Annotated in this window: 7 protein-coding genes and 1 tRNA gene; 4 read left to right on the plus strand and 4 right to left on the minus strand. The window is 70.7% G+C overall.

What is annotated here, in order from left to right:
• Nucleotides 1–39: 39 nt before the first annotated feature.
• The 4 genes from EV139_RS11805 to EV139_RS11820 all read right to left on the minus strand — a co-directional run bounded on the left by EV139_RS11805 (nt 40) and on the right by EV139_RS11820 (nt 4,561).
• Nucleotides 40–1,584: an amidohydrolase gene (locus tag EV139_RS11805; RefSeq protein WP_130454553.1), complete on the minus strand. Its 1,545-nt coding sequence runs from the start codon at nt 1,582–1,584 to the stop codon at nt 40–42.
• A 124-nt stretch (nt 1,585–1,708) separates the two neighbouring features.
• Nucleotides 1,709–2,716 (minus strand): tryptophan--tRNA ligase, encoded by a 1,008-nt coding sequence (trpS, locus tag EV139_RS11810; RefSeq protein WP_130454554.1) that lies wholly within the window; start codon nt 2,714–2,716, stop codon nt 1,709–1,711.
• Between the two features lie 52 nt (nt 2,717–2,768).
• Nucleotides 2,769–3,635 carry an exodeoxyribonuclease III gene (locus EV139_RS11815; RefSeq protein ID WP_130454555.1) on the minus strand — a complete coding sequence of 289 codons (867 nt, stop codon included), beginning with the start codon at nt 3,633–3,635 and terminating at the stop codon, nt 2,769–2,771.
• Between the two features lie 47 nt (nt 3,636–3,682).
• Nucleotides 3,683–4,561, minus strand: a complete 879-nt coding sequence (locus EV139_RS11820; protein ID WP_130454556.1) for an exodeoxyribonuclease III — start codon at nt 4,559–4,561, stop codon at nt 3,683–3,685.
• Nucleotides 4,562–4,677: 116 nt separating this feature from the next.
• On the opposite strand from EV139_RS11820, the gene EV139_RS11825 reads away from it, so the two are divergent.
• The 4 genes from EV139_RS11825 (at nt 4,678) to EV139_RS11840 (ending at nt 13,070) form a co-directional block, all read left to right on the plus strand.
• Entirely contained in the window at nt 4,678–7,419 is a 2,742-nt protein-coding gene (locus EV139_RS11825; RefSeq protein ID WP_130454557.1) for a helix-turn-helix transcriptional regulator, read from the plus strand.
• Between the two features lie 110 nt (nt 7,420–7,529).
• Nucleotides 7,530–8,849, plus strand: coding sequence for an LCP family protein (locus EV139_RS11830; protein ID WP_130454558.1), 1,320 nt, complete (start codon nt 7,530–7,532; stop codon nt 8,847–8,849).
• An 85-nt stretch (nt 8,850–8,934) separates the two neighbouring features.
• Nucleotides 8,935–9,026, plus strand: a tRNA-Ser gene (locus EV139_RS11835).
• Nucleotides 9,027–9,371: 345 nt separating this feature from the next.
• Entirely contained in the window at nt 9,372–13,070 is a 3,699-nt protein-coding gene (locus EV139_RS11840; protein ID WP_130454559.1) for a DUF7507 domain-containing protein, read from the plus strand.
• Nucleotides 13,071–13,163 lie beyond the last annotated feature (93 nt).

Genomic DNA, 13,163 nt, shown 5'->3' on the forward strand with positions numbered 1-13,163 from the left:
CCCGGGCCAGGCGGCCCGGGCCCGTCCAGCCGCACCTGGTTAGAGCGCGAGGTGGGTGGGCGTGCCGCCGAGGAGCGTCGCGGCGACCCGCGTAGCCGACAGCTGTGCCGGATCGGTGCGCAGCGGGTCGGCGTCGAGCAGCACGAGGTCGGCGGCGTCCCCCACCCCCGGGCGCAGCGGGCCGCGCATCGACGCGGCGAGGGCCACCGCCACGGGCAGCCGCTCCTCCGGCACCCACGCGGGCTCCCCGGCGTGCGCGCGGAGCACGGCGGCCTGCACCCAGCGCCAGGGATCGAGCGGCGCGACCGGCGCGTCCGACCCGAGCACGAGGTGCGCCCCCGTGGCGTGCAGCGACGCGAGCGGGAACGTGCGGCGATCGCGCCCCGGCCACTGCAGCGCCATCGCCACGCGATCATCGACGAGGTGCTCCGGCTGCACGCTCGCCGTGACGCCGAGCGCGGCGAACCGGCCGAGATCCTCGTCGCGGAGCAGCTGCGCGTGCTCGATCCTGCCGCCGCGGCCCAGCGCCGCGTAGGCGTCGAGCACCTGGGCGCCGGCGCGGTCGCCGATCGCGTGAATGGTGAGGCCCAGCCCGGCGGCGGTGGCGCGGCGCATGAGCGCGCCGAGCTCGCCCGCCGAGACCAGGGAGCGGCCGTGCCCGCCGCCCGGGTAGGCGTCGCAGCACCAGGCCGTGGTGGTGCCGAGCGAGCCGTCGGTGATGATCTTGAGCGGGCCCACGCGCAAGCGTCCACCGGTGCCGAGCGCGTCGCCCGTGCGGTGCCCCGCGGCGATCGCGCGCTCCAGCTGATCCGGGTAGACGGCGGCCTCGACCCGCAGCAGGTCGAAGCCGCTCGCCTCGCGGCGCACCCAGTCGTCGATCGACCACCGCATTTCAAGGTCGACGATGCCGACCACGCCGCGCGCCGCCGCCGCGCGCCCGGCGCGGGCGACGAGCGCGTCGAGCGTCTCTGGCGCAAGGCGGTCGATCTCGCGCAGCAGGGCGAAGCACTCGTCCTCGACAATGTGCCCGTCGCCGGTGGCCGGGAGCCCGCGCGCGGTGAGCGCCGCGGAGTTGAGCCACACCCCGTGCAGGTCGCCGCCAATCACCACCACCGGCCGCGCGCCGGCGATCTGATCGAGCGCGGTGCGGGTGATCGCGTCCGACCAGGCGCCGGCCCGCGCGCGCACCGCGACGAACTCGGCCGGCGTCGCGGTGCCGCCCGCGGCGACACCGGCGGCCGCGCTCGCCCGGTCCCCGCGCGTCCGATCCGCGTCCGTCTGGTCCGCGTCCGCTCGGAGCTCCGCGGCGAGCAGGTCGAGCGCGGCCGCCGCGGACTCGGCGGCGCCCAGGTCGAAGCGGGTGGACTGCTGGGCCCACTGACCGAAGTGGACGTGCTCGTCCCACAGCCCGCTCGTGACGAAGCGGCCGTCGCCGTGGAGCACCCCGTCGCCCGCCGCCCCCGAACCGGTCCCCGCGGGGAGCTGCCCGGCCGGTGCGATCGCGGCGATGCGGCCGGACTCCAGCGCGATGTCGACGGGGGCGTCCTGACCGAGCAGGCGCACGGAGCGCAGCAGTGAAACCATGCGTCCACGCTACTCGTTCTGCGGAGGCCGCCCAGCCCGGGCGGGGCGGCGGAAGCATCCCGCCAGCGCGGGTCGGCGGAAGCGCCCCGCCCCGGCGGGCTGCGGGGCGCCCCGCCCGCGTGGGCTAGCGGATCAGGCCGATCCGCTCGTAGACCGCATCGAGCGTGCGGTTGGCAACCTCGTTGGCGCGCGCGGCGGCGCCCGCGAGCAGCCGATCGAGCTCGGCCGGATCGGCGAGCAGCTCCTCGGTGCGGTTGCGCACCGGAGCGAGCGACTCCTCGACCACCTCGACGAGGCCCTTCTTCAGGTCCCCGTACCCGCGGCCGGCGTACTCGGCCTCGATCGCGTCGATGGTGCGACCGCTGAGCACCGAGTAGATCGTGAGTAGGTTCGAGACTCCGGGCTTCGCTGCCCGGTCGAAGCGGATCTCGCCCTCGTCGTCGGTGACCGCGCGCATGATCTTCTTTTTCGTGACGTTGGCGGGATCGAGCACCTTGATGAGCCCGGCCTCGGTCTCGGCGGACTTCGACATCTTTGCCGTGGGATCCTGCAGGTCGTAGATCTTTGCGTTGCCCTGCGGGATCTGGGCCTCGGGCACCACAAACGTGTCGCCGAAGCGGCTGTTGAAACGGTTCGCGAGATCGCGGGTGAGCTCAACGTGCTGGCGCTGATCCTCGCCGACCGGCACCGACGCCGCCTGGTAGAGCAGGATGTCTGCGGCCATGAGGACGGGGTACGTGAACAGCCCGACCGAGGCGGTGTCGGCCCCGAAGCGCTGCGACTTATCCTTGAACTGCGTCATGCGGCTCGCCTCGCCAAAGCCCGTGAGCGTGTTGAGTACCCAGGCGAGCTCGGCGTGCGCCGAGACCTGCGACTGCACGAACAGCGTTGACTTGGCGGGGTCGATGCCCGCGGCGATGTACTGGGCGGCGGTGCGGCGGGTGCGGGCGGCGAGCTCGGCCGGATCCTGCGCGACCGTGATCGCGTGGAGGTTGACCACGCAGAAGAACGCGTCGTAGTCCTCCTGCATCTTGGTCCACTGGCTGAGTGCGCCGATGTAGTTGCCGAGCTGCAGCGAGTCGCTGGAGGGCTGCATGCCGGAGAAGAGGACGGGTTTGGGCGTGGCGTTCATGTGTGCGGTTCCCGAGGTGTTGAGGGTGACGAGTGTGGGGTGAGCGGCGCGGTCAGTCGGCGAGGCGGTAGTCGACGACGACGGGCGCGTGATCCGACCAGCGCTCGGCGTACGACGCCGCGCGGTCGATCGTGTAGTCGGTGACGCGCTCCGCGAGCTGCGGGGTGACCACGTGGTAGTCGATCCGCCAGCCCGTGTCGTTGTCGAACGCCTGGCCGCGGTTTGACCACCAGCTGTACGGGCCGTCGACCTCGCCCGCCCAGCGCCGGCCCACGTCGGCCCAGCCGAGGCCGGTGCCCTCGGAGCCGTCCACGCCGGTGATCGCGGCATCGCGCTCACCGAAGAAGCGGTCGAAGTAGGCCCGCTCGCGGGGCAGGAAGCCCGAGCGCTTCACGTTGCCCTTCCAGTTCTTGATGTCGAGCTCGCGGTGGCCAACGTTGAAGTCGCCCACGATCGCGACGAGCTCCCGCTCTGCCGCGAGCTCGCGCATGCGCAGGTCCATCGCGTCGAGGAACGCCCACTTCGCGTCCTGGCGCGGGGTGTCTACCTCGCCAGAGTGCGTGTAGTTGGAGACGACGGTGACGGGGGTGCCGCCGAAGTCGAAGTCTGCCTCGAGCCAGCGCCCGGACGACTGGACGGCCTCCTGCTGGTCCGCCTGGCCGAGCCCCACGCGGTGCGCGGTGGCGGGAATGCGGCTCGCGATGGCGACGCCGGCGCGGCCCTTGATATCGCAGGGGTCGTGGAGGAAGTGCCACCCCGCGCTCCCCAGGAACTCCTCGAGGTGCTCGTCCTGTGCGCGCACCTCCTGCAGCGCGAGGACGTCGACGTCGCGATTCGCGAGCCACTCGCCCATGCCCTTGCGGTAGGCGGCACGGATGCCATTGACGTTAACGGACGCGACGCGCAGGGTTTCGACCATGCGGCCTAGTCTACGCGCGGCCACCGACACCGCGCTGCGCTGTGCCCCTAGAACACCATCGGGCGGTCGTACTCGTCCTCGAAGGTGTCGCCCAGCAGCGTGGGATCGATGTCGCAGATCACGGGGACGTGGTCGCTGGGGGCGTCGCCCTTGCGCTCGTCGCGGTCGATCGCGGCACCGGTGACGGCGTCGGCGAACGCCCGCGAGCCCATGATGAAGTCGATCCGCATGCCCTCGTCCTTGGGGAAGCGCCCGGCCTTGTAATCCCAGAATGTGTAGCCCTCGGGCACGATCGGCCGCACCACATCTTCCACGTGCGGCGCGAAGCTGGCAAATACCGCCCGCTCCTCGGGGGACACGTGGGTGGACGATCCGAGCGTGAAGCTCGGGTCGCCCATGTCGCTGTCGAGGGGGGCGATGTTCCAGTCGCCCATCAGCGCGAGCGGCAGATCCGGATCCTCCTCAAGCCAGGCCGCGGTGTCGCGGCGCAGTGCGTTGAGCCAGTTCAGCTTGTACTCGAGGTGCGGATCGCCGAGGGCTCGCCCGTTCGGGACGTAGAGGCTCCACAGCCGCAGGTCGCCAACGGTGACGCCGAGCGCGCGCGCCTCGAGCGGGAGACCGTTGGGGCCGACGCCCTGCACGTCCTCTTGCCCCTTGATCGGTGCGCCGAAGCCCGGCATGTCAGTGAACCCGCGGGCCACGTCGGTCATTTCGTGGCGGCTCGCGAACGCCACCCCGTTCCACTGGTTGAGCCCGTGAATTTCGAGCTGATAGCCCGCCTGTTCGAACGCCTCGACCGGGAACTGATCGGGGCGACACTTGATCTCCTGCATGGCGAGGACGTCAATATCCTCGCGGACCAGCCAGTCGACGACGCGGCCGAATCGGGTGCGGATCGAGTTGACGTTCCAGGTGGCGATGCGCATGCAGCCAGCCTAGCGCGCTGAAACTTTACCCCCAGTTTTCCTCACAATTTGAGAAACTGAGGGGAGGGGGCGGAAGATAGCTTGCACGGTGTCCAAAGTGGTACGGGGGTGACGAAATGCAGTTCGGTCACGCAACGCCCGATTTCGGGCTGCCCGGCACCCCCGCGGCGTTCGACCGCCAGCGCGCCAGCGTCGCCGCCGCGGTGCCCGAACTGCGAGCCCACATCGAGACCGCACTCGCCCCCGAGGGCGCGGTCGTGGTGCTCCTCGGAGACGCCGGCAGCGGTCGCCTTGCCCTCGCCGAGGTAGCCGCCCGGGAACTCGTGCGCGAGGCGGGCGGATCCGCAACGCTCTTCGTGCTGCCCCAGCCGCCCCACGAGACCAGCGGCATCGCCTCCGTCTTCGCCGCCGACTTCCCCGGCGCGGGCGACGCCGAGGCTGCCGAGAGCGGTGCGCGCGTGCTCGCGGGGCTGTTCGCGGACGCGTCGACCACACACGCGGTGCTGATCGCGCCAAACGTTGACCTCTACTCGCCGATCGACTCCCGGATCCTCGAACTCGTGCTGCGCGACCCGCGCGTGCGCGCGCTCATCACGGTCAAACAGCTGACCAGCGCCGTCGAGCGGCTGGGGGTGGGCGCGAGTCGCAGCCGCATCTCGGTCGCCCCGCTCGACATCGAGCGGGCGGGCACCTACCTCAGCGTGCTGCTGGGGGTCGAGCGGATCGAGTCCGACACCCTGCGGCGCTGGTTCGAGATCGCGGGGGGAAACAGTTACGCGCTCGCGGTGCTCGCGCTCTCGAGCGACGGCTCGGGTGCGCTGCGGCGCAGCCGGGGCACGGCATGGACCACGGCGGAGCGCGAGGTGGTGTCGAGCGAGTACGCCCGAGTTTTCATCGATGCGTGCACCCCAGCCGAGATCGCGGTGCTCGAGCTCGTCGCGGTCGCCGAGCCCGTCACCGAGACCGTGCTGCTGCGCAGCGTCGACGCCGCGTGTTTGTCGAGCCTGTTCGAGCGCGGCCTCATCGTCTCGCAGTCCCACTCCGACGGGCTCTCGCTGACGATCGGAAACCACCTGCTCGCTTCGATGCTGCGCGCAGGGATGTCGCCCGTGCGCAGGATCCAGCTCAACGACCAGATCTTTCGCGTCCTCTCCGAGGAGCTTGGCGCACTCGACCCGGTGTACGCGCCGGAGCGGCTCATGCGGCTCGTCGTGTTCGGGATCGAGGGCGGGCACGAGCTGCCGTTCGCCTGGCTCTGGGCCGCCTTCGAGCTGATGGTGCGGGGCGGCGATCCGCGACTCGTGCTCAACCTCGCCCTCGCGGTCACCGTGCACCCCGGGGCCGACGCGATGCAGGCCGGGGCCGCCGCGCTCCGCGCGTACCGGCTCGCGCGCCTCATCGGGGACGCCGGAAGCCTGCGGCCGTTGCTCGGCACCATGCAGCGGCTGCTCGACGACTCCGAGCGCGCGGCCGGCATGACGCCGATGCTGCGCACGCGGATGACGGCCGTGCTGATCAAACAGGGTATCTGGGACGACGGCGACGTGGACATTGCGCTGAGCGCGCTCGAGGTGCTGGAGCGCAGCGTTGAAGCTGAAGATGACCCGGTGATCGAGGTGGTGCGGAGCACGCGGGTCCAGGTGCTCGCGTACGCGGGACGGCTCCGCGACGCCGCGTGCGCGGCCCCCAGTCAGGAGGTCTCGTCGGACCTCAAGACTGAGTGGGTGCGCTCGCCCGCGCGCGCGATCAGTGCGCTGATCCTCGACCAGCAGGGCGAGGTTGGGCGGGCCGTTGCCAGCGCCGAGAACACGCGCATGCTGAGCCGGCTCGGCCCGCGCGCCCGGCCCGACTTTGTTGATATGCAGGGGTTCTGCTGGCTGCTCGGGTACTGGGTGAGCGGCAGCGCGGAGGCTGCGCGTCAGGTGCTTGAGGAGCTCGTCACCGCGGCGTCGGCCGACACGCACGCCGAAGCGCACTATTCGGGCCTGGTCGAGGCGGGCACCGTGCTGATCGGGGTGCAGGAGGCGCGGTGGACCGACGCCGCGCAGAGCGCCGAGCGCCTGCTTGAGCGGCTCGGAAGGCACGACAGCTACGGCCTCGCGCCGCTGACCCAGGCGGCGCTCGCGCTCGCGCTCGCCGTGCTCGGGGAGCGCGACGCCGCGGTGCGGGCGATCCGTGCGGCGGGCGCGCAGACGCGCGGGCTGGGGCAGGCGGTGGGCGGGCACCGGGGGATCCTCGCGCTTCGCGCCAGGCAGTGGCTGCGCGACGGGGAAGCGGTCGCCGAGGCCGGACGACTGGCCGACTGGGCGCGCGCCGAGGGGCTCGCCCTGATTGAGCTGCAGGCGCTGCACGCGATCGCCTTTGAGACCCGGGGAGCGCACGCCGACGATCTCGCGCGCGCCCGGGCGCTCGCCGAGGCGGTTGACGAGCCGCTCGGGGCCGCCTACGTGGCTCACATGGAGCGGATCGCGGCGGGGGCCGGCGTCGCCGCCGTCGACACCGACGAGCCCGAGGTGCGGATGCTCGCCGAGCTGGGCGTCTGGCTGCCGCTGCCGCCGGCCCCGGGCCTCACCGCCCGCGAGCGTGAGATCGCGCTGCTCGCCGCGCTGGGACACAGCAGCCGCTTCATCGCCGAGCGCCTGCATATTTCGGCGCGCACCGTCGAGACGCACCTCTCGAACGTGTTCGCGAAGATCGGGGTCGAGAACCGAGACGAGCTGCGGGTGTGGGCGGCCCGGGATCGCGCAGCCGCAGCCGGGGCCACTCGCGGGGTCGGTGGTGCGCCGGCGGCCCCGGACGCCGCGCCGCCGCCGGCCACGCCACCGCCCCCCGCGGTCACCCCGGCCCCGAGCGTCTAGGCGCGGCCCCAAAACATCCGTCTCCAAGCGCCCACACAGTCGCGTCGGGTAAATTAGGACGCTATCGTCGGATGCCCGCACCGCGGCGTCCCCGAGGAACTGGATGTTGAATGGCCAAGAACACCGCTGGAGATGCTGCACGCCCCGCGTTCGTGCGACACGGAAAGCTGCGTCGCTCAAGCGCGTGGGGCAACGCCCTGCGCGTGATTGCGACGACGGCGCTTGTGGTCGCGCTGTCCGGCGCGGCCACTGTCGCGTACGCGGTGTGGGGAATCGTGCAGAATCTCAACACCGTCGAGCTCGGCAACGAGGCGTCCGGCGTGGGCGCCGGTTCGCAGTCGATCGATGGCGAGCTCACGATCCTGCTCGTCGGCTCCGATACCCGCGCGGGCCAGTCGTGGGACGACGGCGAGGAGGGCGAGCTCAACGACGTCAACCTGCTGCTCCACGTCTCCGCGGATCACCAGAACGCCACCGTCGTGAGCCTGCCGCGCGACCTCATGGTGCCGTTCCCCAGCTGCCCCGGCCCCGACGGCGAGCCAGACTACTACCCGGCGATGAGTGAGCAGCAGCTCAACTCCGCCATGATGTACGGCGGGCTGCCGTGCGCGGTCGCCACGATCTCCGAGCTCACCGGCATGGACATCCCCTACGCGGGCCTCATCACGTTCGACGGAGTCGTGGGCGTCTCGAACGCGCTCGGCGGCGTGGATGTGTGCCTCACGCAGGAGATCGTCGATCCGGCGGCCGACCTCGACCTGCCGGCCGGCATGAACACGCTCGTGGGCTGGGATGCGCTGCAGTTCCTCCGCACCCGGCACGGCGTGGGCGACGGCGGCGACACCAGCCGAATCAGCAACCAGCAGGTGTTCATGTCCGCGCTCGTGCGCAAGCTGAAGGACTCCGACACGCTCTCCGACCCGATGAAGGTGTTCGGGCTCGCGAAGGCCGGCGTGGAGAACATGACCCTGTCGAGCAACATGGCGAGCGTCGAGTTTATGCAGGCGATCGCGGGGACGGTCAAGGACATCGACCTCGAGCGCATCAACTTTGTGCAGTACCCCAGCTCGACGCACCCGTACCAGGAGGGCCGCCTCACCCCCGACTACGTGAGCGCGCAGGCACTGTTCGACGTGATTCGCAGCGGCGAGCCGTTCGACGTCACTGGCGTGGGTGAGGGCGTCGCGGTCGACGGCGTCGATCCGAACGCGGTCACCGAGGAGGCTCCGGTCGAGACCGAGCAGGCCGTCGATCCCGTGACCGGCGAGCCGATCGTCGAGGAACAGGCGATCGATCCGGTCACCGGCGAGCCGGTCGACCCGGGCACGATCGCGCCGACCGAGGAGGCCGGGCCCACCAAGCTGCCCGACAACATCACGGGCCTGCAGGCGAGCACGGAGGCGTGCTCGGCCGGTCGCACGGTCTTCTAAGCGGGCCGACCGAACTGCGCGGCGCGCTGGCCGATTTCCTGCGCGCCGCCCTGGTCCGGTAGGATGGTCCACGGTGTTCGCGTATGGAGACGTGCCGGAGCGGCCGAACGGACTTCACTGCTAATGAAGGGTCGGGGTTAAACTCGACCGGGGGTTCAAATCCCCCCGTCTCCGCCAGTCGAATACCACGAAACAGCCCCCGCCGCCGCGGGGGCTGTTTTGCTGTGTGCGCGCCCTTGCGGCTATATGGTTACTCAAACACACCATTTCCCACTCGCCTTTCGCGGCAGGCACTCACCTTTCTCTGAGGCGCACTCAGCTCTGTCCACGCGCGGGGGTTTCACCCTATGGTTTGTGCTGGCACCCATTCTGGGAGCCATGGCGCCGGCCTCGTGGGCGAGGCCACCATGCCCAGTCCGGGCGGCCTCTCGCCGCCCACTGCGATATTTGGTGCGCCGGAAAACAGCGTTGGGCGAGGCGGCGTTCGCGGTGGTGCGACGCCGCGAGAACAAGGGAGTCTGTGTGCGGCTACACGTAAGTTCATGGCGGCAGCGACGAGCGCTGAAGCGCTTGCTCGCGGGCGGCGCCATCGCCGGACTGGTGCTGAGCTCTGCCACGATGTCGAGTGGCGGTGCCCACGCACTTGAGGTGCCCCGGGCGGTCGCGGTCTCCGCCGCGCCGGCGCCCGGTGAACAGCAGCCCCGGGCGGTCGCGGGAGCGGCCGATCCGGGTGCAACCGCCACTCCCGCGGGCGTTACCAGCGTGCCGGTCACCGCGGGGAAGGCTCGCGGGTCTGGGCTCTGGGGCTATGCCGGAGACGTGCAGACGCGCACCAGCGGATCCGTGTTCAGCTACGGGCTCTCGCTCAGCCCCGCCGACGGCGCCCTGTGGGTCACTGACAGCGCGAAGATTATCTGGACGTCAAACTCGCTCGCCTGCAGTCTCGCCGGCGGCAAGGTTGTCGGTTCGTTTTGTTATGTCGGACAATCTCGTGTGCTCAAGTACGGGCTGACCACCGAACCAGACTGGGCGCTCGGCGAGTATCGCGGCAACGGCGGCTACGGCTCACCCGCGACCCGCGCAAACGCGGGGGTCGGAGCGAACTATACGCCGCGCGCGGATGCGCTCGTGCTCGATGGCACCACCCTGCCGGGCGGTCGCCTCAACGGTGTGCGCGGCATCGCGGCGACGGACTCTGGTGGGGCGTGGGCGATCGACGCCGACTTTGCCGAGGGCGCGCTGGGCGGCCAGGGCCTCGCCGCACGGGTCCTCACCGGGGACGGATCTGAGGGGCCCTCGTTCGGCAAAACGACCTGGCCGAGCGGAAGCTCCTGGACGAATCGGCACCACCCTGAGGCCTTCGACTACCCGGTCGGTATTGCGCGGCTCGGCAGCGGAAACCTGGTGGCCACCAGCAGCACTCCCGAGCTGCTGAAGGAGTACCGCGAAGATGGTTCATTCGTTCGCAATATTCTCTTGACCCAGCCCGCCGGAAGCGCTGGGGCTGGCGATAAGGGGTACCGGTCGCCCTACGCGGTGGCCGCGGATCCGAGCACGCCCGAGAACGATGTGCTCGTCGGGTACACCGATCCCGGCGCTGACAACCCCAGCTTCATCGAGCGCGTCAACCTTGACGTGTGCACCACCGAGGAAGCGACCACCCCGGTGGGCTCGTTCCGAGACCGCTGCGAGGTGCTCGATCGGATCGGCGTCGGAACGCTCGGAATCGGCTCGGGCCCCGGCGTGAACACCTCGGACGCGGTGACCTTCGCGATTCAGGTGGATCCATCCTCCGGAGATATCTATGTGGGGCAGCGGCAGGGGGCAGTGCGGGTGTTCGCCACCGATGGCTCACCGCTCGGTGGGTTTCCCGGGTACGGAGTGGGGACTCAGAACGGAATGCTGCAAAACGTGCGCGGGATCGGGTTCGACGCCCGGGGGCTCCTCTACGCCACAACCTCGGAGGGTGCCTCGGCCACTCGAGTGCAGATATTTGGCCGAACTCCCGACGCGGTAACGGGTCTCGCTGCGCGCTACAGCGACGCGAGCATGACCGAGGTCGAGCTCTCGTGGGACGCCCCGAGCGTTGCCGAGGCCGCAGGACAGCTGCCCACGCGCGACTTTGTGATCGAAATGTCGACCGACGGTGGCGCGCAGTGGAACCTGATCGACCGGCCACTGAGTCTGGACACGACCGCGGCCATTACCGGTCTGAACCCCGAGACCGTGCCGGTGTTCCGGGTGGCCGCCTGGAACGAGGCGGGGAACGGCGACGCTGCTCGGGTGCGCCCGGAGCTCCCGCCCTCGACGCTGGTGATCGAGCAACTCGGGAACGGGCTCCAAGCGGCGGATCCGGCCGAGCCGGCTCGCTTCCCGGCGAAGACGGACGTCGAGTTCAGGTATGTCGTCACAAACGAGGGTCCCGCGCCCGTGACTGGAATTGAAGTGTCAGACAGCGTGCTTGGCGAGATCACGGAGGTTGTCGCCCCCGAGGGCTTCGTGGGTGACCTCGCCCCGGGAGAAGCCGTAACGCTGGTCGCTTCGGGCGGTGCGCTACCCGCCGGTGCGTACGAGGCGGAGACCATCGCCACAGGAACCTCGCAGGGCGAACCGGTGTCGGCCCGCACGCAGTGGTTTGGGTTCGGGGCGGTGCTCGCCGCGACCGTCGCCAAGACGGGGAACGGCCTACTCGCTCCCACTGAGGAGAACCCGGCGCGAGTGTCGGCCGACTCCGAGGTCGCGTTTGCGTACCGGGTCACAAACACCGGGAACGTCGCCGTCGGGATCACCGGCGTGGCCGATAGCGAGCTCGGTGCCGTCGATACCGTGGTGAGCCCTGAGCAGTTCTCGGGAAGGCTCGAGCCGGGCGCGACAGCGGTGTATACGGCCGCCGGGACGGTTGGTGCTGGTTCGTACCGCAACGACGTGACGGTGACGTACGCCGAGGCTGACCCCGGAAGCTCAGGGGCTCCGGATGCCGAGGAGTTGACGGCAACAGCGAGCTGGTTCGGCGAGGGAATTGCCTCGGATCTCTCGCTGCGCACAACGGGCAACGGGGTTGCCGCGCCGCTTGCCGAAGAACCGGTGTGGCTGCGGGTCGACGCGGAGGTGGCGTTTGCGCACCTCATTACGAACGGTGGCACCGCGGATCTGACGATTGACGCCGTGACAGATAGCGTCCTGGGCGAACTCGCCCTCCCGGCTGACTTCGGCGGGGTGCTCGAACCCGGCGGAAGCGTTGTGGTGTCGGCCACGGCCGCGCAACTCGAGGGCGCGCGCGTCACCGAGGTGACGGTCACTGCCCACGACGAGCTTGATCGCGCGCTTGAGGCGAGCGACCGGTGGCACGGCTTTGGTGTGGCCGGCGGGATATCGCTCGAGATGACCGGTGACGGTGTTGTGGCGGAGCGGGCGGAGTCGCCGCGAGACGTTGTCGCCAGCGCGACGACCAGCTTTGGCTACACGGTCACGAACGATAGCAACGCGCCGGTCACGCTCACCGGGGTGACGAGTTTCGAGGTGGGCAGCGGCACGGCGCCGTCGGGGTTCACGGGGGTGCTGGGTGTCGGCGAGAGCGTCGAGTTCTCCGGTGAAGCGCCCGCACCGGCGGGGGCCTGGGCGGCTACGGGCAGCGCGGTCGGACTCGATGCAGCGGGTCTTGCCGTGGAGGCGCACCACGAGTGGCACGGGTTCGGGGTCGCCGCCCAGCTGCAGCTCGTGCAGCTGGGGGCGGGAGTGGCCGCCCCGAGTGAGGCAGAGGCGGTACCGGTGGCGGCGGGGAGCGAGGTCTCGTTCCGATACGTCCTGCACAACTCCGGCAATACGACGGTCGCACTGGACGAAATAGCGGACACCGTGCCGGGAGAGATTCAGGCGCCGGACGACTACTCCGGCGTGGTCGAGCCCGGCGCAACCGTCGAATTCACGGCGGTCGGCCCGGTCGCGCTCGGATCGTATGTCGCCGAGGTGAGCGCCAGCGGCGTCGAGACCCGACTCCGCAGCCCGGTCGCTGCGAGTGCCTCGTGGCACGGCATCGGGGTGGCGGTGCCCGGTCCCACACCACCGGGGCCGACGACGAACGAGGGAACTGGGGTGCCGCTCGCCGCGACGGGCGGCGAGGCCGCGCAGGCGCTCTGGGGTGGGGCGGGCGCGCTGCTCGCGCTCGTGGGCGGAGCGCTGCTTGCCTCGCGGCTGCCACGCCGCACTCCCGGAGCCGAGTGACGCGATGGCCCGCCCGGTCCGGAGGTATCCGGACCGGGCGGGCCGCTTCCGCGCGCGAAATCGCCGTGGTGCTTTCTGGTCGCGTGTGCCAAT

The organism is Leucobacter luti (assembly GCF_004217175.1).
GTDB classification, from domain to species: Bacteria; Actinomycetota; Actinomycetes; order Actinomycetales; family Microbacteriaceae; genus Leucobacter; species Leucobacter luti.

Excerpts from the sequence above, each read along its gene's own strand:
- trpS (WP_130454554.1), bottom strand. The coding sequence starts at position 2,716 with ATGAACGCCACGCCCAAACCCGTCCTCTTCTCCGGCATGCAGCCCTCC.
- EV139_RS11825 (WP_130454557.1), top strand. The coding sequence starts at position 4,678 with ATGCAGTTCGGTCACGCAACGCCCGATTTCGGGCTGCCCGGCACCCCC.
- EV139_RS11805 (WP_130454553.1), bottom strand. The coding sequence starts at position 1,584 with ATGGTTTCACTGCTGCGCTCCGTGCGCCTGCTCGGTCAGGACGCCCCC.
- EV139_RS11830 (WP_130454558.1), top strand. The coding sequence starts at position 7,530 with ATGGCCAAGAACACCGCTGGAGATGCTGCACGCCCCGCGTTCGTGCGA.
- EV139_RS11815 (WP_130454555.1), bottom strand. The coding sequence starts at position 3,635 with ATGGTCGAAACCCTGCGCGTCGCGTCCGTTAACGTCAATGGCATCCGT.
- EV139_RS11820 (WP_130454556.1), bottom strand. The coding sequence starts at position 4,561 with ATGCGCATCGCCACCTGGAACGTCAACTCGATCCGCACCCGATTCGGC.